Origin of the sequence: Pseudarthrobacter cellobiosi, assembly GCF_023913815.1 — a bacterium.
GTDB classification, from domain to species: domain Bacteria; phylum Actinomycetota; class Actinomycetes; order Actinomycetales; family Micrococcaceae; genus Arthrobacter; species Arthrobacter cellobiosi.
Window position 1 is genome coordinate 302,310 of the sequence record NZ_JAMXBK010000026.1, and the last position, 20,151, is coordinate 322,460.

The window sequence follows — 20,151 nt, forward strand, 5'->3', positions numbered from 1 at the left end:
GATGAGGGTGACGGTGGTCAGCAGGGGTAAAGGACACTACGGTCAGTGTTCCCTGAGTAGTCGCCCTCTCTGCGGCGCTCCAGTCCGGATCGGCTTAATTTTGGGCAAGATCGGTGTGAGGCTCGATCGCGGCGGCACGGACTGGTCTGCGCAATCAGCTGCATGCGCCGGGATTGGCGGCCTTACTGGACGGTAGCCGTCAGCCTGGCCACGTTATCGACATAGCGGGCAGCGAGCGGGCGCTGCAGCCAGTCCTCAAGTATGAGTTCGTTGGAAATGTCGCGGTACGTGTCTTCGACCGCGCGCATGTTGTTCACGATTTCCGCGCCGAGCAGCATCACCGAGACCTCCATGTTCAGCGAGAAGGAGCGCATGTCCATGTTGCTGGAGCCCAGGACGGCCACTTCGTCGTCGATGGTGAAGTGCTTGGCGTGGAGCACAAGGGGCGCTTTGTAGAGGTAGATCCGGACGCCGGCCTCCAGCAGCGCCTCGTAATAGGATCGCTGGGCGTGGTGGACCAGGAACTGATCGCCTTTTTCGGAGACGAACAGCTCCACGTCGACGCCCCGCTGGGCCGCGGTGGTGATGGCGTAGAGCAGGGAGTCATCGGGCACGAAATACGGGCTGCAGATGGAGATCCGGTGCTGGGCAGAGTAGATCAGGGTGTTGAAGAGCCGCAGGTTGTTTTCCGTGATGAACCCGGGACCGCTGGGCACCACCTGGGCCGTGACATTGCCCGGGTGAGGGTTGGCCGGGAGCTGCAGCTGGTGTTCCAGGGACTCGTCGGTTTCGCTCAGCCAGTCCGTGGCGAACACCACGTTGAGGGTAGTGACGATCGGTCCGCGGAGGCAGGCCATCAGCTCCACCCATTCGCGGCCGGCTTTGCGGTGTTTGGGGTTGTTGTAGGAGGGCTCGATCAGGTTCTGCGAGCCCGTGAAGGCCATTTCGCCGTCGATCACCATGATCTTGCGGTGGTTCCGGAGGTCCGGGCGGCGCCACTGGCCTTGGGTTGGCAGCAGCGGGAGCATACGCCGCCACTGCATCTTCCCGGCCTGGAGCCGCTTGAGGAGGTTGCGGTAACCCTTGACCCGGAGTGTGCCGATGTGGTCGAACAGCACCCTGACTTCCACTCCGCGCTCGGCCGCCTCCTCCAGGGCGGTCAACAGGTCATCGGTGATGTGGTCCGTGCTCATGATATAGAACTCGGCGTTAACGAACTTCTTGGCTTTGCGCACGGCCTCGGTCATGGCCAGGATCGAGTCCGGATAGCCGGGAATGAGGTCCACTGAATTGCCGTCCACCATGGGGAGGGAGCCGAGCCGCTGGTTCAGTTCGCCCGCGGACTTCACCCATTCGGGCCCTGTGTATTCACTGACGACGTCGGCGAGCGCCGAGATGCCGGACCGCACCCGGGTGTTGATGACCTCCTGCTGCTGCCGGCGGCGGCTGGAGAGCTTGAAATTTCCGAACAGCAGGAACAGGATCAGGCCCAGGAACGGCACAAAGAAGATGCCCAGCAGCCAGGCCATGGCCGTGGTGGGGCGCCTGTTGCCGGGGATGATACCGATGGCCAGAACCCGGATCACCAGGTCTGCAATGCTAAGCACCACCACCACCCACGTCGGCGCGGTACCGGCAAGCGAAATTGGCCACAGCACTGGAATACCCCCGGATTGCGCGCACCCGCGGACCGGTTCCGGCGGGGCAATGACCACAGCTTAGCCGCGGCGGGCCCTACTAAGCTGGAGCCATGACTTCTCCTGCGCCCGTGGTGCTCGTTTTCCTTGACCCCGCGTTCCCGGACGGCCGGCTGGCCGACGCTTCGCGGCCCCAGCTGATGGCCACGGACCAGGGCGCCACCCGCGGCGACGGAGTGTTCGAATCTATGCTCGCGGTGGGCGGCGCAGTCCGGAAACTGCAGGCGCATCTGGACCGGCTGGTCGGGTCGGCCCAGGCCCTTGACCTGGTGATCCCGGCGCAGGATGCGTGGCGGGCGGCCATCGCAGCAGGCGTCGCGGAGCACCGCAACCAGCACCCTGCTCCTACGCCTGCCGAGGATGAGCTGGTGGTGAAACTCGTGGTCACCCGCGGCCCGGAGGGCGCAGTGTCCCCCACGTGCTGGGTTCAGGTCTCCCCGGTCGGCGCCCTCGGACGCCGCCAGCGCGAAACAGGGATCGACGTCATCCTCCTGGACCGCGGCTACGACAGCGACGTGGCCGAGCGTGCCCCGTGGCTGCTGCTCGGCGCCAAGACCCTGTCCTATGCCACGAACATGGCCGCCCTGCGGTACGCCCACAAACAGGGCGCCGACGACGTCATCTTCACCTCCTCGGACGGCCGGGTCCTGGAAGGCCCCACGTCCACGGTACTGCTGGCACATCTGGAAACCTCCGACGACGGCGCCGGCGCCACCAGCACGGTGCGCCGGCTCATCACGCCGCAGCTGGACAGCGGGATCCTCCCAGGAACCTCCCAGGGCGCCCTGTTCGCGGCGGCCAAGGCAGCCGGCTGGGAGCTCGGCTATGGGCCGCTGGAACCGCAGGACCTGCTGGATGCGGACGCTGTGTGGCTGATTTCCAGCATCAGGCTGCTCGCGCCGGTGAACCACATTGACGGCAAGGAAGTCGGGACGCCTGCCGTGCAGAAGCAGCTGACGGCCGAACTCAATGCATTGTTTGCCGGGATTCAGTAGGGCTTCAGGGATCCAGTAGTTTTCCGGGACTTAGCAGGGAGGCCGTAAGCCATGGTGGTTCGCAGCGCAGGGATCCTGCTGTACCGGCGGGGAGCAGACGTGCTGGAAGTGTGGATAGCCCACATGGGCGGACCGTTCTGGGCTCGCAAACAAACCCAGTCCTGGTCAGTTCCCAAGGGCGAGCACCTTCCCGACGAGGAACCCCTGGTAGCCGCCCGGCGTGAGTTTACCGAAGAGATCGGCACGCCGCCGCCAGCCGTTGACTACTTTGAGCTGGGTGTCTTCAGGCAACCGTCGGGAAAGATCATCACGGTGTTCGCAGCGGAGTCTGACTTCCAGCCCGAACGGATTGTGAGCAACACGTTTCCGCTGGAATGGCCCAAAGGATCCGGCACCATCAAGGACTTTCCCGAGGTGGACGATGCCCGGTGGGTCACGGAAGCCGAGGCCCGCGGCAAGCTGGTCAAGGGCCAGCTTCCGGTCCTGGACGCCCTCAGGGAGCATGTTGAGCTGCCCTAAGTTGAACTACCGAAGCCCGGGCCCGGGGATTACGGTGGCACTGCCCTGTTGGTCCGTCGCATAGGTCCGTATGGTTTGGTGCATGAACTCTTACGCGCAGCCGATCAACAAATTGACATTTGACGAATGCTGGGAATTACTGGCCGACGACACCCTGGGGCGGCTGGCCCTTGTAGTGGACGGCCATCCGGAGATCTTTCCGGTCAACTACGTCCTGGACCGCAGGAGCATCGTCTTCCGCAGCGCCGGTGGCTCCAAACTGTGGGGCGCCCAGGCGGACCGTCCCGCGGCGCTGGAGATCGATGGATACGATCCCCGCACGGAGGTGGCCTGGAGTGTGGTGGCGCGCGGAGACACCGAAGTGATCGAGGCCCAGGCTGACAAGGACGCCGTCGACGCCCTGCATCTGGAGCCCTGGCAGTCTGGACCCAAGAATTACTACATCCGGCTAACCCCACTTGCACTGACCGGCCGCCGCTTCCAGGTCACCAAACCGGACGTCTGGAACACCCGGTTGTCGGACCGCCGTCGTGCTTCCTTCGAATAGCGCGGGAGAGTTCTTGCTTAGCGATGCGCCGGCCTTTCTCGTCCCGGGGGTCCGGATCCGGCTGCTGCGGCGGAGCGACGCAGCCGGCCTGAGCGAGGCCTACCTACGGAACCGCCAGCACCTCGAGGCTTGGGAACCGGAGCGGGACGAAGCCTTCTTCGCTCCCAGGCATCAACTGGACATCATCCGGGCCAAGCTCGCCCAGCATTCCGTGGGCCAGGAGGTTCCGTGGGTGCTGGTGGACCACAACGATCCCGCTTGCATCGTCGGCGCCGTCACCCTCACCGGCATCGTCCGCGGGCCGTTCCTCAACGCCAACCTCGGGTACTGGGTTGATTCCACCCTCAACCGGCGAGGCATCGGATCTGCGGCGGTCCGCTTCGCCACGGACCATGCCCGGACAGAACTGGGCCTCCACCGGGTCCAGGCGGCAACGCTGCTCGACAATGAGCGCTCACGCAAGATCCTCAAACGCGCCGGGTTTCGGGAAATCGGCGTGGCGCCGCAGTACCTGAAGATCGCCGGCCGCTGGCAGGACCACCTGCTCCACCAACTGCTCCTCCACAGCTGAAGCGGTCCCAGCAGAATCCACAGCGACTGGGGCACCACGCCGGCACACAGGGTTCGCCCATGCCGGCCCAAGCACTCTTGAATCCGCAATCGAAAGGCACCCCATGGGCAACGACGCTCAAGTCCCCGTCATCCTGGGCGGCGCACGCACCCCCTTCGGCAAGTTCCGCGGCGGCCTCTCCGGGCTCACCTCCAGCGAACTGGGTGCCCACGCCATCCGGAACGCACTGGAACGGTCCGGGGTGGCGCCGGAACAGATCCAGGCCGTCATCGTGGGCCAGGTTATCCAGGCGGGCGCCGGCCAGGGACCCGCCCGGCAGGCCAGCCTTGCCGCTGGCATCGGCTGGGATGTGCCCACCGTGACCATCAACAAACTGTGCCTGTCCGGCCTGACTGCCGTGATCGATGCCGCCCGGATGATCCGCGCCGGCGAGGCTGATTTCATTGTGGCGGCAGGCCAGGAATCCATGACCAACGCCCCGCACCTGCTGCCCCGGCTTCGCGGGGGTGTGGCGATCGGCGATGCACCACTGCTGGATTCCCTGAACTTTGACGGCCTGCAGGATCCCGTCTCAGGTGAACTGATGGGCTCCGCCACCGACGCCGGGAACGTCCGCCTGGGCATCAGCCGCGAGGACCAGGACGCCGTGGCCGCCCTTTCACACCAGCGGGCGGAGGCCGCCCGGGCGGCCGGCATCCTGGCTGAGGAGATCGCTCCGGTGGAGGTCCCGCAGCGCCGGGGACCCGCCGTCGTGATTGATGCCGACGAGGGCATCCGCGCCGGCACCACCATCGAGACGCTCGCGGCGCTGAAACCCGCCTTCTCCAAGGACCCGGCCGCCACCATCACCGCCGGCTCGGCCTCCCCGCTGTCCGACGGCGCCGCCGCCGTCGTGGTGGCCAGCAAGGCAGCAGCGGAAGCGGCCGGCCTCAGCTGGATCGCGGAGATCGGCAGCCACGGCCAGACCGCCGGACCGGACGGGTCCCTGCATTCCCAGCCGTCCCGCGCCATTGAGCGAGCCCTGAAACTTGAAGGGCTGACCATTGACGACGTGGACCTCATTGAGATCAACGAAGCCTTCGCATCGGTGGTGCTGCAGTCCGCCACCGACCTGGGGATCGACGCGGACAAGATCAACGCCGACGGCGGCGCCATCGCCCTGGGCCACCCGGTGGGCGCCTCCGGGGCGCGCCTTGTGCTGCATCAGGCACTCGCGCTGAAACGGCGCGGCGGCGGAACAGGCGTGGTTGCCTTGTGCGGCGGCGGTGGCCAGGGCGACGCCCTGATCCTCAAAGCCCGCGGCTAGGGCGACCGGGAGAGCAGCGCCGGCGCCAGCGTGGCATTTAGTCGACTTCTCCGGGGCCCGATACCTGAATTGGGAATCGTCATGGGAACGGTCAAGACAGGCGCTGTCTGAGCTAATAGGCTTCGCCTATTGGGAGTACCACGGCATGCAGATGGGGCTCTACCTGAGCGGCTCCGGCAAACCCAGCGAACCCACTACGGCTTTCAAGGAGCTCCTGACCCGTGAACTGCGTTGACCAGGCGGATCAGCCCCCAGGATTATCAAGGGCACCAGGCGTTCCGCACACGAAACCCGGACCAGTTCCGTCCGCCCCTGCGCCGCCCGGTTGTTCACTCCGGTATCGTCGCACCAGTCCACGCCATACGGGTAAGCGGTGACCCCGGCCTTCCCGGGAGCCACGCCAGCCGGGACGGTGAACACAAAAGTGAATGCGCCGTCGTCGGACATGGGAGCGAGATCCTCCAGCACGGTGATGCCGGCCGCATCCCTGACCGTCACCTGGACCCGTGCGTCGGTGCCGTAGCGGGCGTCGCAGGTGGCGTCAGGGGCGCTGACGGTGACCTGGTCGCCGGGTTTAGCGGCGGCAGGCGAGACGGAAAACTCCGGCGGCATGCAGGGCGGCGGCGCGAAAATGTTCCGGCAGCTTGTCACCCCCACCAGCACCGGCACGGCGCACAGCCCCACGGCCAAACCGCGTGCCCAGGCGCCGGTCACTGAACGCCCCCGAAAGTTCCCCATGACCCGATTGTCCCGTCGGCGCCGGTGTTACGGAAGCACGGTTGGGGTTACGGAAGCACGCGTTGGTTACGGAAGATGACGACGGCGGCGGTGCGGCGGGGCGGGGCGAGTGTTACGTTTTTGGGGAGTAATGAGAACCGGCGCCAAGCCCTGACTGGCCGGTCGGCAACCCTCCCTTTCGCGGCGGGGTGCCTCAGGTGAATACTCGGCATATCGACCCATTCGAGCTGCAAGCGTGAAAGAAGGAGTTCCGTCGTGTCTGACGCACCCGCCCCTGAAGAGAAACTGTCGTACCGGCTTGTCACCGGGCCGGATGACAGGTCTTTCTGTGAACGGATTTCCACTGCCCTGGCCGAAGGGTATGTCCTGCACGGCAGCCCGGCCGCAACGTCCAACGGCGGCAAGGTGATAGTTGCGCAGGCACTCATCCTCCCGTCGGCCATCGCCACCGCTGATGCCGCCGTCGCCACCGCCGTGGATGACCTCGATTTCGACGGCGAGGGCCACGCATGAGCTACGCCGGAGACCTCACCCCGCAGGAAGCCTGGGCCAAGCTGGAGCAGGGCGCCATCCTGGTGGATGTCCGGACCGAAGGCGAATGGGCCCACATCGGCATCCCGGACACGAAGGCCACTGATAACGATCCCCTGTTCATCCCGTGGACGTTCCCGGGTGGCATCCCGAACCCAGATTTCATCACCGACCTGACACAGCAGGCCCCGGACGACGACAGTGCGGAGCTGGTATTCCTCTGCCGCTCGGGCCAGCGCTCCATCGCCGCCGCCATCGCCGCGACGCAGGCCGGCTTCACCTCCTACAACGTCCTGGAGGGTTTCGAAGGCGAGCCGGACCGCTACGGCGAGCGCACCGTCAACGGCTGGAAGAACCGCGGCCTGCCCACCAACCTGGGAATAGCCAAGTGACCTTCAACGCAGACGCCGGCGGCTGGAGCGCCGAGACGCAGGCGGTCCGCGGCGGGCTGGACCGCACCAACTTCCAGGAGACCACCGAGCCGGTCTTCCTGAACTCGGGCTTCGTCTACGAGTCCGCTGCCGCCGCCGAGCGCGCCTTCACCGGCGAGGACGAACGCTTCGTCTACTCCCGGTACGGCAACCCGTCCGTGGCCACCTTCCAGGAACGCCTCCGCCTGCTCGAAGGCACCGAAGCGTGCTTTGCGACGGCGTCGGGCATGTCAGCGGTGTTCACCGCCCTGGGTGCCCTGTTGGCGGCCGGTGACCGGGTGGTTGCCGCGCGCTCTCTGTTCGGCTCCTGCTTTGTGATCCTGAACGAGATCCTGCCGCGCTGGGGCGTGGAAACCGTGTTTGTTGACGGCCCGGACCTCGAGCAGTGGCGCGCTGCCCTGTCGGAGCCCACCACCGCAGTGTTCTTCGAATCGCCGTCCAACCCGATGCAGGAAATCGTGGACATCGCCGCGGTCAGCGAGCTGGCGCACGCCGCCGGGGCCACCGTCGTCGTCGACAATGTCTTTGCCACTCCCCTGCTGCAGCGCTGCGGCCAGCTGGGCGCGGACGTGATTGTGTACTCCGGCACCAAGCATATCGACGGCCAGGGACGCGTCCTGGGCGGCGCCATCCTGGGCACCAAGGAGTTCATCGACGGCCCGGTCAAGCAGCTCATGCGGCACACCGGCCCGGCCCTCTCCGCGTTCAACGCCTGGGTGCTCACCAAGGGCCTGGAGACCATGTCCCTGCGTGTGAACCACTCCTCCGCCTCCGCGCTGCGGCTGGCCGAATGGCTCGAACAGCAGCCGGCCGTCAGCTGGGTCAAGTACCCGCTCCTCAAGTCGCACCCGCAGTACGAGCTCGCCGCCAAGCAGATGAAGGCCGGCGGCACCGTCCTCACGTTGGAACTTGCGACGACGAGTGACCGCTCGGGCAAGGACGCCGCTTTTGCGCTGCTGGACGCCTTGCGGATCATCGACATCTCCAACAACCTGGGCGACGCCAAGTCCCTCATCACCCATCCGGCCACCACCACGCACCGCGCCATGGGTCCCGAGGGCCGCGCAGCCATCGGGCTCAGCGACGGCGTGGTGCGGCTGTCCGTGGGCCTGGAGGACGTGGACGACCTCATCGGCGACCTGGAGCAAGCCCTCAAGCACATCTAGCTCTGATTGGCGCAAACTGGTGGCGCGAACTGGCAGATAATGCCCTGTTTCAGGCGTTTTGAGGGGCTTATCTGCACGTTCGCGCTGGGAGGACCGTATGAATGCACCCCGGGCCTGGGGCCGGCTGCTGTCCAACATCCCGCTGCCGGAGCAGAACCTGGCGGGAATCGCCGTCGGCGTTGTCCTTCAGCGTTTGATGCCGCTCCGGCTCGGCGGGCCATACTTTTTGGTACGGACCGTCGGCGTGGCATCGCTGGCGGTGGGTGGCGCAATAGTCACCTGGGCGTGGTTAGCTGCCCGGAACACACGATTAGCCCGCCCCGATGCGTTGGTGACCGCCGGGCCCTATGCGCTTTCGCGGAACCCGATGTACGTGGGCTGGGCGCTGCTGCACCTGGGAGCGGGACTGCTGCGTGATGATGCCTGGACGGTGGCGGCCCTCCCGGTGGCTTCGGGCGCAGTGCACCGCGGGGTGCTTCGAGAAGAAGAGGTCCTGGCGGCGTCGTTCCCGGCGGAGTTCAGCCAGTACCGCTTGTCCGTGCCCCGGTACGTGCCTCGCCTTCGCCTTGGATGGCGAGCCGGACTGCCACTTCATCCCCGACGCTGATGCCCGCCGCGTCCCTGGCGGCCTTCTTGACGGGCAGTAGGTAGGAGCGGCTTTTGCTGTCCGGGAAGACCGAGGTCTGCCAGGTGTAGCCGGAGATTTCCGCCGTCACTTTGACCGAGCCGAAGCCTTTCCGGAACGCCGCTGCCTGTTCCCGGAGGTCGTCGGCAACGTCCACGGGGAGGGTAATGAAGTGCCACCCGGCTTCTTCGGGATAGTGCCACAATTCGGCCCGGAATGAGTACGACGACGTCACGGCCTGAGTATGGCATGCCGCGTTGCCGGACGCATCCCCTGTCATGGACGGGTCCGGCGAATGGTGCGACAGCGGAACGCCGCCTCAGGCGCCTGGCTGGCGCAGCTGCCGGGAGGCCGTCTCCCGGACCGCGGCGGTCAGTTGGTTGAGCACCGGCGAGTCGACCTTCCAGCGTTGCCAGTACAAGGACACGTCAACGGGGCTCCCGGGGGCCAACTCCACGAGGGCACCGCTGCGGAGGTCTGGCAGGCACTGCTGCTCCGGGAGCAGCCCCCATCCCAGTCCCAGCCGGATAGCCTGGGCGAATTCGGCCGACGACGGCACATAGTGCCGCGGCGCGGTCAGTTCCGCGCCCGTCACCGTGCGGAAGAACCCGTCCTGCAGGTCATCCTTGCGGTCAAAATCAACCACGGGGGCCTGGCTTCCTGCAACGAGCTCCGGCCCGTCCGGCCACCACCGATGCAGATACGTGGGACTTGCCACTGCACGGTACCGCAGGGAACCCAGCGGTTCCACACTGCAGCCCTGGACCGGTTCCGGCGTTGCGGTTACCGCGGCCATCACCGAACCGGTCCGCAGAAGCTGGGTGGAATGCTGCTCGTCCTCCCTGCGCAGTTCGAAGCAAGCGCCGAGGTCCGGCGGAAGACTTGCCAGCGCAGGCATGAACCAAGTGGAGAGTGAGTCCGCGTTCACCACCAAGGGGATGGGCGCCGTCGGGCGGTCCCGGCTCTCGCCGAGCTCCTGCTGGGCGTCCCATTCGAGCTGCCGGACCTGCCGGGCGAACCGCAGGATGGCTTCTCCGGCTGTTGTGGGGCGGACGGGGTTCGTTCGCTGCAACAGGATCTGGCCGGCCGCGTCCTCCATCGCCTTGAGACGCTGGGAAATGGCCGACGGCGTGACGTACAGGCTGCGGGCCGCCGCCTCAAGGGTGCCTTCGTCCACGACGGCCGCGAAGGTACGCAGCTGCTCAAACTGGAACGTTAACATTAGATTTCCTTAATAGAGCTAAGAATATTTAGCTGGAGTAATCATAAGTCCGGCCGTACGTTGGAGGATATGGATCTGACTGCATTTCTAGGCCCCACCGCACTGGGCTTCGGCACGGGCCTCGCCCTCATCGTGGCCATCGGCAGCCAGAACGCCTTCGTCCTCCGGCAGGGCATCCGCGGTGAGCATGTGGCCGCAGTCGTCCTGGTCTGCAGCGTCTCCGATGCGCTGCTCATCGCAGCGGGCATCGCCGGAGTGGGGGCGCTGCTCCAGTCGAGTCCCGTAATCGTGGACGTGGTCCGGTTTGCCGGCGCCGCCTTCCTGGTGGGCTACGGCGTCATGGCGGCGCGCCGGGCGATTCGTCCTGGAGCACTAACGGCGTCGGGGCGGCAGCCCGCCGTCGGTCTCGGCGCCGCACTCAGCACCGTACTGGCCCTGACGTGGCTGAACCCGCACGTCTACCTGGACACCGTGCTGCTGCTTGGATCCGTGGCCAACCAGCAGGCGCAGGATTTGCGTTGGTGGTTCGGGGGCGGAGCCATCGCCGCCAGCATCGCCTGGTTCAGTGCGCTGGGATTCGGGGCCAGGGTCCTCCGGCCCTTCTTCGCGCGGCCCTCCTCGTGGCGCATCCTGGACGGGCTCGTCGCTGCGGTCATGCTCACCCTGGGTGTGCGCCTGGCAGTCGGTGCATGACGTCGTCGCTTCCTGGCGCGAACGGACACTTGGGGCACTCCCACAGCGAAAACCAGGGCATTATCTGCCCGTTCGAGCCCTGCCGTTGACCTCGGCGGCAGTGCGGCGTAGCTTCATGGTCACCACCGCGATGTTGCTGGGCCAACGCATCCGCCGGACCGAAAGCCAGGCATGAACGGAAACCAGGCAGTGCAGGGCAGCAAGCCTTTTCAAAAGGCCGGAGCAGTCATCGTCGCGGCCGGCGCGTGCTGGGGGCTCGGAATTTCCTTCGTGGGGAACGTGCACGCCACCCGCGACCCTGCCGCCAGGCTGGCCATGCTGGAGCGCCACCGCGGCCTCTGGGTTGCCGGACAATTCCTGGCAGCCGCCGGGACCATGGCCGTTCCCGTCGGATTTGCCCGGTTCGCCCAATCCATCCGTTCCGGCTCCGGCCCCGCCAAGACGCTGGCCGCCGGCGCAGCCGCCGCCCTGCTAGTGGGCGCGCCCTTGTTCGTGGTGGCTCTCGCTGACCGCGCCTCGGACCTGGAGAGGTTCGCCTATCGGCGGGGTGCAAACTGGCCGTTCCTTACATACTCAGGGCTGCATATCGGCGGGCTCGCGGCCCTGGGGGCGGGGCTGCTGCTGACTCCGTTGAAGCCCTGGACCGGCATTACGGCGGCCGCCAGCGCTCCCGTCTTTGCTGCAATCCTGGCCGGCACCAAAGACATTCCGCCGTTCGTTTTCTACCTGGTGGAAACCGCGGTGGGTGTCCAGCTGATGCGCTACGAGGAACCCATGGCTCCCTCCGAGGACCATACGGACGCACACCCCAGGCGTTGACGCTGGAGCTGGTGCGAACGGGCAGATAACGACCCCAGAACACGAAAAACAGGGCGTTATCTGCCAGTTCGCGCAAAGGTTCCTACAAGCCTCAGGGAGAACTCAGGACAGGCGCACGCGCAACAGCTCCGGGACTTCGTCCGCCTCACGCAACCCGGAGGTGCCGCGCATCGTGACACGCACGGCGTGGGCAACCACGGCCCCCATCCCGCCGTCGTCGGGCGCTGATTCTTCCATCACCGCGTCCCACACCCTGCGCTGTTCGGTGGAGCCGGTGCCGCGGGCAATGATGTCCTCGACGCCCTGCCGGGCCAGGGAAAGTTCGTCCTGCTCGGCGAGGACCGGAGCCAGGTAGTCCACCAAGGATCGCACTACGTCGACGGCGGGCGCCGGCCTGAACGTGCCAAAATCCAGCAACTCACCGCTCAGGCCACTGCTGCTCGCCTGCCATGCCGCCATCCGCAGCAGCACCGTGGGCACCGGGGCCGGCTCCACGCCGTCGCGCCATTCACGGCTGGCCGATTCGACCAAGGCCCGCACCAGCACCGCGATCAGGGCAGCGTCCTCGGCGCGGAGGCAGACGTCGGCCACCCGGACCTCAACCGTGGGGTGGTTCCGGGACAGGCGGGCGTCAAAGTAGATCATGCCTTCATCCAGCAGCACGCCACTGTCCAGTAGACGCGTTACCACCCTTCTATATGCAGAGTACGTGCTGAAAATGGCCGAAGGGCCGGACATGGGCCAGCGGTTCCAGGCCTGGGTGCGGTAGCTCTCGAATCCTGTGGGCATCCCGTTCCAGAACGGCGAATTCGCGCTCAGTGCCGTGATGACTGCCAGCTTGTCCCGGATCCTGTCCAGAACCGCCACGCCCTCGTCCTTGGATTCGATGAACGTGTGGACGTGGAAGCCGCAGGTCAGCTGCTCCTGCGCGGTCAGACCGAAGCGTTCGAGCATCCGGGCATAGCGGGCGTCCGGGGTGGTGTGGCTCGCAAGGCCAAACGGAGACGTGGCCAGCGCGGCGACCCTTGCACCGTTTTTGGTGGCCGCTTGGTCCGCCAGCAGCCGGCCGGCCCGGATCTGCTGCAGCAGTTCTGCGTACTCGAGGCAGGGACGGGTCTGGGTCTCGATCTGCTCAAGCTTCAGCTCGGCAGTCAGGCCAGTCCCGTCGTCGTGAGCCGCTTTTTCCTTGGCTGCCAGCGCATAGGGACGTTCCGGGGCATCGTCGGCTGCCATCCGGCGGCCGGACAGCATCGCGTCCGCGAGGGCAAGCGGCTCCCCCGTGTCCGGATCAACGATCAGGAGCTCTTCCTCGACGCCGAATGTACGCATGCTTATATTGTGCTGCAACGCCCGCCAGGTTGACCCGGTTACTGCCCATCATGACGAAGCGCGAACCGGCAGATAGAGCGCTCAAATCCCTCTAGGGGTCGTTATCTGCCAGTTCGCGCCGGGCGGAGGGCCGCAAGTGTACGTTCGCGTTAGTCCTGGAAGTACTCCACCTTGGCGCCGATGGTGTTGAGCCGTTCCGCCAGGTCCTCGTAGCCGCGCTCGATCACGTAGATGTTCCGCAGCTCCGAAACACCCCGCGCCGCGAGCATGGCCAGCAGCAGGCAGGCGGCGGGGCGGAGTGCCGGCGGGCAGCCCACCTCGGCGGCTCGCCACTTCGTGGGGCCGTTGACGTAGATCCGGTGCGGGTCCAGCAGCTGCACCTGGGCGCCGAGCCGGTTGAGTTCCGTGAGGTAGATGGCCCGGTTCTCATAGACCCAGTCGTGGATCATGGTCTGGCCGTGGGCGTTGGCGGCGATGACCGCGAAAAACGGCAGGTTGTCGATGTTCAGTCCGGGGAACGGCATCGGGTGTATCTTGTCCTCGGGCGCCCGCAGCTCGGACGGTTTGGTGGTCACATCCACCAGCCGGGTGCGGCCGTTGCGCGCCACGTACTCGCCGGAAATCTCCAGCTGCTGGCCCATCTGCTCCAGCGTGGCCAGCTCGATCTCCATGAACTCGATGGGGACGCGGCGGATGGTCACCTCTGAGTTGGTGACGATCCCGGCGGTGATGAGGCTCATCGCCTCAATGGGGTCTTCGGACGGGAAGTACTCAATGTCGACGTCGACGAGCGGCTGCCCGGTGATCTTCAGCGTGGTGGTGCCCACACCGTCGATCTTCACGCCCAGCATCTCGAGGTAGAAGCATAGGTCCTGGACCATATAGTTGGGGCTGGCATTGCGGATGACGGTGGTGCCGCGGCGGTGCGCCGCCGCCATGATCGCGTTCTCGGTGACAGTGTCCCCGCGCTCGGTCAGCACAAAGGACCGGTCGTGAGTGTCCGGCGGCGGAGCCTGCACGGCGTAGAAACCGGCAGCGGCTTCCACGGAGAGCCCGAACTGGCGCAACGCCTGCATGTGGGGCTCCACGGTGCGCGTGCCCAGATCGCAACCGCCGGCATACGGCAGGCGGTATTCCGCGGATTCGTCCAGGAGCGGGCCCAGGAGCATGATCACGCTGCGCGTGCGGCGCGCGGCGTCCACATCCATGGCTTCAAGGTCCAGGACGGCGGGGCGGCGGAGCTGGAGGTCAGTGTCGTTGAGCCACGTGCATTCGACGCCGATGCTGGTCAGGACCTCCACGATCCGATTGACCTCTTCGATCCGGGCGAGGCGACGCAGGACGGTGGTGCCTCGGTTGATCAGGCTGGCGCACAGCAGCGCCACACCGGCGTTTTTGCTGCTGTTGACATCCACCGCCCCGGAAAGCGTGCGGCCGCCTTCGATCCGCAGGTGTGTCATCTGCGGTTTGCCTACTTTGACGATGCTGCGGTCGAAGATCGTTTCGAGCCGCTGGATCATCTTGAGGCTGAGGTTCTGCTTGCCCTGTTCCATCCGGGCGACGGCGCTTTGGCTGGTTCCCAGCGCTGACGCGAGCTGACCTTGGGTCCAGCCCTTCTCAGTCCGGGCATCCTTGAGCGTGGCGGCGATGTGCTCGGCAGTTTCCTGAGTCATAACAAAAAAATATCACAAATGAGCTATTTCATGGGATGTGAATCGGAGTGGCGACTGAAATCCCAGCAAATACCCGATTCATGAGATAGTCGCTCCTTGATGCTTGTCCTTGACCCGCCACTCGCTCGGCGGGAGACTGAAACATCGGGTTCACCCGATAAACGGAAGAATGCCCTGCAGGAGGCCTGCCATGTATGGGAATGCGGCTACAGCATCCCGTGCTTTAGCGTGTGCCATCTTGTGCCTGCTCATGGCCCTTTGCGGGATTATCGTGGCGCCGGCGTCCGCGGCCGCCCCTTCACCGGGCGAGGGCGCCGAGCAGGCACTGGGTAACGATGTCTCGTGGCCTCAGTGCAACAAGGCGCTTCCCGCCGCTCCAGCTTTCGGGATCGTGGGCGTCAACAATGGCCTGGCCAGCACCACTAACCCCTGCCTCGCCGAACTGCTCCGCTGGGCCAAATCCATCACGGTGAACCCGACCGACCAGCCGTCCGTGGCCCTTTACGTCAACACCGCCAACCCGGGGCACGCTGGCTCCTGGTGGCCCACCAGTAACAACTACCCCGCAGCCCAAGCTGTAACCAACCCCTACGGCATCTGCAAGGACAAGGACGTTGCCCCGGCGTGCGCATACATGTACGGCTACGCCAAGGCGTACGACGACGCCTACATCCGCGGCATCAGCAGCCCCTCGGACTACCTGTGGTGGCTCGATGTTGAAACAGGCAACAGCTGGTCCCTCGACAAGAGCGCCAACCGTGCCGTCCTGGAAGGTATGACCGACTTATTTCACAGCATCGGCGCCGACGTCGGCATCTACTCCTCGGCCTATCAATGGGGACAGATCGTGGGCACCGTCAGCAACTCCAGCAACCTTTATGCCCTGCCCAGCTGGCTGGCAGGCGCCCACACGGCCTTCGGAGCCACGGCCAACTGCTCGAATGCGCCGCTAACCCCCGGCGGCACAGTCACCCTGACCCAGTTCGTCTCCAGGGGCTTCGACTACGACCACTCGTGCATTTAGCAAGCACAGCGCGGCGTAGCCCGAATCCAGAAGCATGGGCCGCCCGGACTAACGCCAGACGAAGTTCCAGGTCCCCATAACAGCCGCGGCAACCACAGCAGCCGCCGCGATCAGCACGCCGCCCGCCAGCACCCAGGCATCCAGCGGCGAATATGTGGATTCCCGGGCCCACGTCCGCTGCCCGGTGCCAAAACCGCGGGCTTCCATGGTGATGGCCAGCCGGGACGCGCGGCGGATGGCCTGGACCAGGAGCCCGAAGCTCTGCCCGAGCGTAGCCCGCAGCCGTTGCAGCGGGCTGCCCTGCGAGCCGACTCCGCGGGCCCGCCGCGCCATGCCGATGGTCTGCCACTCCTCGGCCATAAGTCCCACCAGCCGCATCGCGGCCAGCGTGCCAAGGACAAACCGGTGCGGCAGCCGGGCTTTCTGGGCCAGCGCATCGGCGAGGTCGGTGGGGTCTGTGCAGGTCATAAGCAGGATCGCCGGCAGGGCAATCGCGAGGCCGCGCAGCATAAAACCGATTCCCAGCTGCAGGGAACCCTCGCTGATGGACCAGATCCCGACGTCGAGCAGTACAGCACCGCTGTCCGCCGCGACGATCGCTGTGCTCCAGCCGCCCAGGGCTGCCGCGATGATGAGCGGCCAGCCGCGCTGCCACAGCAGGCGCAGGGTGAGGCCGGCCAGCGGAAAGAGCGCCAGCTCGGCCGCAAGCGCCACCGAGGCGGACACCCAGTCGATGGAGAGCGCCAGCACCAGCGTGATGAGGAAAACGACGGCGAACTTGGCCAGCGGGTTGGCGCGGGTCAGCAGCGCGTGGTTGCCGCTGAGGGTCAGGGCATCCCTCATGCCGCACCCGCTTCCTGGCGGGCGCCGCCGCGTGAGGCCGGGCCAAGCCGCAGTTCGGCCCCGCCGAGGACGGCGCTGAATTCCTGGTCGTGGGTCACGGAAACCACGGAGGTTCCGGCGTCGAGCAGTTCTGAGAGGAACGATGCGAGCTCGGCCCACGTGTTGGCGTCCTGGCCGAAGGTCGGCTCGTCGAGCACCAGCACACGCGGGTGGGCCGCGAGGACAGTGGCCACCGACAGGCGCCTTTTTTCGCCGCCGGACAGTGTGTACGGATTGGCGTCCACCAGGTGCGTCAGGCGCAGCCGTTCCAGCAGCTCATCAACCCGCTCCTCGCCATGCCCCAGGTGCCGCGGTCCGAACATCAGTTCGTCCAGCACGCGGCCGGTAACGAACTGGTGCTCGGGCTCCTGGAACACGGTTCCGATGCGGGAAATCAGCTGGTTGGCTTTCCATTTGAAGGGGTCGATCCCCGCCCCCTCGGAAAGCTCGACGGCGGCGGACACCTTCCCCGCCACCGGCGCCAGCAGTCCGGCGAGCGTCAGCGCAAACGTTGACTTGCCGGCGCCATTGAGGCCCGTGACGGTCAGTGCCTGGCCGGAACGGACCTGAGCCGTGATGCCCAGCTGCACTGGAACGGGCGGGATCGTCCGGAAGCCGCGGCGCCGCGGACGCTCGCGGGAGACGGCAAGGTCCTCGGCAGCCAGCAGCAGGTCACCGGAGCCTGCGGATACGCGGCGGCGGGTTGCCGGAACATAGCCCGGCACCCAGACGCCCGCGCCGATCAGCATGTCCCGTGCCTCCGCCAGCACCTGGTCCGGCGGCCCGTCCAGCAGGACCGCGGACGTGCTGGCGGAACCTCCAGCGGAGCCCGCTGCGGTGCCCGGCTGGAGCACCACAATCCGGTCCACCAGGTCCTTCCAGACGGACACGCGATGCTCCACCACAACGAGGGTGGCGCCGGTTTTGTCCAGGCAGCGGCCCACGGCGTCCCGGACTTCCAGCACGCCGGCGGGATCCAGGTTCGCGGTGGGCTCGTCCAGCAGGATCAGCCCGGGCCGCATCGCGAGTATCCCGGCCAATGCCAGGCGCTGCTTCTGCCCGCCGGAAAGGGCCGACGTCGGGTGGTCCAGTGGGAGCCCGCCGGCGCCAGCGCCGCCGTCGGCGTTCAAACCGGCGCCGGCACCGGCGTTCAAACCGCCGCCCCCGGCACTTCGCAGCCCGACGTCGTCGAGCGCTTCATGGACGCGCCGCCAGATCTCGTCCCGCGGAACGGCGAGGTTCTCGGCGCCGAAGGCGACGTCGTCGCCCAGACGCGAAAGCACCACCTGCGTTTCCGGATCCTGCTGCATCAGGCCCGAGCGGCCGCGCTGCCCGCGGGGCACCACGCCGTCGATCAGCAACGAACCGGTTTCGTCGGCGTCGTCCCCTTCGTCCCCCAGCACCCCTGCGAGCGCGTGCAGCAGCGTTGACTTGCCGGCGCCCGAGGGGCCCAGCAGCAGCACCCGCTCGCCAGGAGCGATGTCGAGGTCGAGCCCGTGGACGGCGGGCGCGGAACGTCCGGCATGCCGCCAGCCCCAGCCACGGGCGGACACCGCGGCGGGGCGCACTGCGGAGGCGCCGGCGTCGGAAGCGGTCATCAGTTGAAGACGGGCTCCGACGCTGCCTTCCGGGACGCGAACGAGCTCAGCACGCCGGTCTTGGCCAGGCCGCGGGTGGCGATCCAGGACAGCGCACCCGCAATGACCGCGCCGGAGATGGTGCAGAACACGATGTACGCGAGCTTGTCGCCGGGCTCGTAGGCGATGTTCCAGCCCCACGGCAGGAAGGAGTCATTGAGGCCGCAGAACAGGCCCGCGCCGGCACCGGCCAGCAGTGCGGCGATCAGGTTGTACTTCTGGTGCAGGAAGGACTTGAACCGGAAGTTGCCGTACACCAGCAGGAAGAACACCAGTTCGGCGCCCAGGCCCTGGAGGAGTCCGGAGATCAGCACCGTGGCGCCGTACTGCGAGCCCATGATGAGTTCGCCGGTGGCGGCCACCGCTTCGCAGAAGAGCGCCGCGCCGGGCTTGCGGATGATGAGCATGCCCAGCACTGCCGGGATCATCCAGCCGCCGGCGATCAGGCCGGTCAGCGGGGGGTAAACGGCGTTCATGGGGGCGGAAATGATGCCGGCGCCCTGGGACCAGGCCCAGAAGATCACACCGCCGGTGATGGCGATGAGCGCCGCCACCACGATGTCCACAACACGCCAGGTATTGCCGGTCTTTTTGATTGCTGCAGTTGTCATTTGGTCCTCCTGAGGAACAGGAGGGGAAAGTGCCCCGGCGTGCGGCGCTGCCGCCGTTTCCGGACACTTCGAGAACTCGACTCCCTTGCGCCGGTACTAACCGGATCAGGTTCGAGGGTCTGCGGCTGTCCGCACTCTCAGCGCCTAGCTGCGGTTCCCTGGCAATGCCAGTGATGCCCGACGGCGGCGCTCCCCTGTCGTAATAAATCTGCCCTGATGGGCGTGCTCCAGTTTACACCGCGGGCGGGGTAGATTGTGGGCCATGACTGCCAACAACCCGACTGTGACTGCGTTCAATCCCGATTCGACAGTGCCCCAGCCGGCGGGGCTGCTTGAGGCCCTGATAGCCCGGGTCGAAGCCGAGATCAACGAGCTGCAGTTTCCGCATTTCAGCAAGGACGACTCCCTCAACCTCGGGCTGCTCCTGGTGGAGCTGGGCAAGAGCCGGAAGCTGCCCATCGCGATCGACATCACCAAGGGTGACCAGGTCCTGTTCCACGTGGCCCTGGACGGCGCCACCCCGGACAACGAGCGCTGGATCCGGGCCAAGCAGCGCACCGCCGCCAGGTATGAGATCCCGTCGCTGCTGGTGGGCCTGCGCGGCAGGCTGCATGGCGGCCGGATCGAGGACCACGGCTGGTTCGACGAGTCCACCTACGCCCCGCACGGCGGCTGCTTCCCGGTCTACGTCACAGGCGTGGGTGCAGTGGCCACGGTGACGGTCTCAGGCCTGCCCCAGCAGCAGGACCACGATCTGGTGGTGGAAGCCCTGCGGGAGATTCTGGAGTCCATGCAGCCGGGTTAGGCTAAAGACAGTCCCGGATCCGCTCACAAGGAGTTCAACGAATGAACCTGTTCATCAAGCTGCTCGGCACTGCAATCAGCATCGGCGCCGGGTTCGTCGGCACCAAGATGGTCAATACCGTGTGGGAAAAGTCCACCGGCCGGAAGCCTCCCACCGGCAAGGATGAAGACACCCCCACGAGCCTTCGCTCGGCACTCACCTTCGCGCTCATTTCGGCCTCGGTCAGCACCATCATTCAGGTGCTCGCCAACCGCGGCACGCAGCGGGCCATCACCCGCTTCGCCAAGTCCCAGGACATCGTCTAACCCTGGCGAGCAGGCCGGCGGCTGA

Annotated in this window: 23 protein-coding genes and 2 riboswitches; of the genes, 14 read left to right on the top strand and 9 right to left on the bottom strand. The window is 66.4% G+C overall.

Annotation, left to right across the window (positions count from 1 at the left end; translation table 11 throughout):
• Positions 1–182 precede the first annotated feature (182 nt).
• Positions 183–1,655: a cardiolipin synthase gene (gene cls / locus NG701_RS15185; RefSeq protein ID WP_252568692.1), complete on the bottom strand. Its 1,473-nt coding sequence runs from the start codon at positions 1,653–1,655 to the stop codon at positions 183–185.
• 95 nt (positions 1,656–1,750) lie between these two features.
• On the opposite strand from cls, the gene NG701_RS15190 reads away from it, so the two are divergent.
• The 5 genes from NG701_RS15190 to NG701_RS15210 all read left to right on the top strand — a co-directional run bounded on the left by NG701_RS15190 (position 1,751) and on the right by NG701_RS15210 (position 5,635).
• Positions 1,751–2,692 carry an aminodeoxychorismate lyase gene (locus NG701_RS15190; RefSeq protein ID WP_252568631.1) on the top strand — a complete coding sequence of 314 codons (942 nt, stop codon included), beginning with the start codon at positions 1,751–1,753 and terminating at the stop codon, positions 2,690–2,692.
• A 51-nt stretch (positions 2,693–2,743) separates the two neighbouring features.
• Positions 2,744–3,211, top strand: coding sequence for an NUDIX hydrolase (locus NG701_RS15195; protein WP_252568632.1), 468 nt, complete (start codon positions 2,744–2,746; stop codon positions 3,209–3,211).
• Between the two features lie 82 nt (positions 3,212–3,293).
• Positions 3,294–3,758, top strand: coding sequence for a pyridoxamine 5'-phosphate oxidase family protein (locus NG701_RS15200; RefSeq protein ID WP_141138681.1), 465 nt, complete (start codon positions 3,294–3,296; stop codon positions 3,756–3,758).
• A gap of 13 nt (positions 3,759–3,771) precedes the next feature.
• Complete coding sequence (locus NG701_RS15205; protein ID WP_252568633.1) at positions 3,772–4,329, top strand: GNAT family N-acetyltransferase; 558 nt, start codon at positions 3,772–3,774, stop codon at positions 4,327–4,329.
• Positions 4,330–4,432: 103 nt separating this feature from the next.
• The gene (locus NG701_RS15210) at positions 4,433–5,635 is read left to right on the top strand and encodes an acetyl-CoA C-acetyltransferase (RefSeq protein ID WP_252568634.1); all 1,203 of its coding nucleotides are present in this window, start codon (positions 4,433–4,435) and stop codon (positions 5,633–5,635) included.
• A 159-nt stretch (positions 5,636–5,794) separates the two neighbouring features.
• Here NG701_RS15210 and NG701_RS15215 read toward each other — a convergent pair whose 3' ends face one another.
• On the bottom strand, positions 5,795–6,373 hold the full coding sequence (locus NG701_RS15215) for a hypothetical protein (protein ID WP_252568635.1): 579 nt from the start codon (positions 6,371–6,373) through the stop codon (positions 5,795–5,797).
• Positions 6,374–6,499: 126 nt separating this feature from the next.
• Positions 6,500–6,615, top strand: a riboswitch (SAM riboswitch).
• Between the two features lie 13 nt (positions 6,616–6,628).
• Between NG701_RS15215 and NG701_RS15220 the strand changes: the two genes are divergently transcribed.
• From NG701_RS15220 to NG701_RS15235, 4 genes are all read left to right on the top strand, one after another.
• Positions 6,629–6,886, top strand: a complete 258-nt coding sequence (locus NG701_RS15220; protein WP_252568636.1) for a DUF1737 domain-containing protein — start codon at positions 6,629–6,631, stop codon at positions 6,884–6,886.
• Positions 6,883–7,296 carry a rhodanese-like domain-containing protein gene (locus tag NG701_RS15225; protein WP_252568637.1) on the top strand — a complete coding sequence of 138 codons (414 nt, stop codon included), beginning with the start codon at positions 6,883–6,885 and terminating at the stop codon, positions 7,294–7,296. The genes NG701_RS15220 and NG701_RS15225 overlap by 4 nt, the downstream gene beginning before the upstream one ends.
• Positions 7,293–8,501, top strand: coding sequence for an O-succinylhomoserine sulfhydrylase (locus tag NG701_RS15230; protein WP_252568638.1), 1,209 nt, complete (start codon positions 7,293–7,295; stop codon positions 8,499–8,501). The genes NG701_RS15225 and NG701_RS15230 overlap by 4 nt, the downstream gene beginning before the upstream one ends.
• 97 nt (positions 8,502–8,598) lie before the next feature.
• On the top strand, positions 8,599–9,108 hold the full coding sequence (locus tag NG701_RS15235) for a methyltransferase family protein (protein WP_252568639.1): 510 nt from the start codon (positions 8,599–8,601) through the stop codon (positions 9,106–9,108).
• Here NG701_RS15235 and NG701_RS15240 read toward each other — a convergent pair.
• Positions 9,020–9,361 (bottom strand): DUF1905 domain-containing protein, encoded by a 342-nt coding sequence (locus NG701_RS15240; protein ID WP_252568640.1) that lies wholly within the window; start codon positions 9,359–9,361, stop codon positions 9,020–9,022. The genes NG701_RS15235 and NG701_RS15240 overlap by 89 nt on opposite strands.
• A gap of 84 nt (positions 9,362–9,445) precedes the next feature.
• On the bottom strand, positions 9,446–10,348 hold the full coding sequence (locus NG701_RS15245; RefSeq protein WP_252568641.1) for a LysR family transcriptional regulator ArgP: 903 nt from the start codon (positions 10,346–10,348) through the stop codon (positions 9,446–9,448).
• A gap of 69 nt (positions 10,349–10,417) precedes the next feature.
• Here NG701_RS15245 and NG701_RS15250 point away from each other — a divergent pair, with 69 nt between their 5' ends.
• Entirely contained in the window at positions 10,418–11,041 is a 624-nt protein-coding gene (locus tag NG701_RS15250) for a LysE/ArgO family amino acid transporter (RefSeq protein ID WP_252568642.1), read from the top strand.
• Positions 11,042–11,212: 171 nt separating this feature from the next.
• Positions 11,213–11,860: a hypothetical protein gene (locus NG701_RS15255; protein WP_252568643.1), complete on the top strand. Its 648-nt coding sequence runs from the start codon at positions 11,213–11,215 to the stop codon at positions 11,858–11,860.
• Positions 11,861–11,962: 102 nt separating this feature from the next.
• Here the strand turns inward: NG701_RS15255 and NG701_RS15260 are convergent, their stop codons facing one another.
• Both NG701_RS15260 and NG701_RS15265 read right to left on the bottom strand, forming a co-directional pair.
• Positions 11,963–13,189, bottom strand: coding sequence for a glutamate--cysteine ligase 2 (locus tag NG701_RS15260; RefSeq protein WP_252568644.1), 1,227 nt, complete (start codon positions 13,187–13,189; stop codon positions 11,963–11,965).
• A 149-nt stretch (positions 13,190–13,338) separates the two neighbouring features.
• The gene (locus NG701_RS15265) at positions 13,339–14,862 is read right to left on the bottom strand and encodes a UDP-N-acetylglucosamine 1-carboxyvinyltransferase (protein ID WP_252568645.1); all 1,524 of its coding nucleotides are present in this window, start codon (positions 14,860–14,862) and stop codon (positions 13,339–13,341) included.
• 250 nt (positions 14,863–15,112) lie between these two features.
• Between NG701_RS15265 and NG701_RS15270 the strand changes: the two genes are divergently transcribed.
• A complete protein-coding gene (locus NG701_RS15270; RefSeq protein ID WP_374208699.1) occupies positions 15,113–15,886 on the top strand; it encodes a glycoside hydrolase family 25 domain-containing protein in 774 nt (257 codons plus the stop codon).
• A gap of 48 nt (positions 15,887–15,934) precedes the next feature.
• On the opposite strand, the gene NG701_RS15275 is transcribed toward NG701_RS15270, so the two are convergent.
• Genes NG701_RS15275 through NG701_RS15285 form a run of 3 tightly spaced genes read right to left on the bottom strand, consistent with a single transcriptional unit; the run spans position 15,935 to position 19,016 of the window.
• Positions 15,935–16,729 (bottom strand): energy-coupling factor transporter transmembrane component T family protein, encoded by a 795-nt coding sequence (locus NG701_RS15275; RefSeq protein WP_252568647.1) that lies wholly within the window; start codon positions 16,727–16,729, stop codon positions 15,935–15,937.
• Complete coding sequence (locus tag NG701_RS15280; protein ID WP_252568648.1) at positions 16,726–18,366, bottom strand: ABC transporter ATP-binding protein; 1,641 nt, start codon at positions 18,364–18,366, stop codon at positions 16,726–16,728. Before NG701_RS15280 ends, NG701_RS15275 begins: the two co-directional genes overlap by 4 nt.
• A complete protein-coding gene (locus NG701_RS15285; RefSeq protein WP_252568649.1) occupies positions 18,366–19,016 on the bottom strand; it encodes an ECF transporter S component in 651 nt (216 codons plus the stop codon). The genes NG701_RS15280 and NG701_RS15285 overlap by 1 nt, the downstream gene beginning before the upstream one ends.
• Positions 19,017–19,080: 64 nt before the next feature.
• Positions 19,081–19,222, bottom strand: a riboswitch (TPP riboswitch).
• Positions 19,223–19,278: 56 nt separating this feature from the next.
• Between NG701_RS15285 and NG701_RS15290 the strand changes: the two genes are divergently transcribed.
• Positions 19,279–19,821, top strand: coding sequence for a heme-degrading domain-containing protein (locus NG701_RS15290; protein ID WP_252568650.1), 543 nt, complete (start codon positions 19,279–19,281; stop codon positions 19,819–19,821).
• Positions 19,822–19,862: 41 nt separating this feature from the next.
• Entirely contained in the window at positions 19,863–20,126 is a 264-nt protein-coding gene (locus NG701_RS15295) for a DUF4235 domain-containing protein (RefSeq protein WP_252568651.1), read from the top strand.
• Positions 20,127–20,151 lie beyond the last annotated feature (25 nt).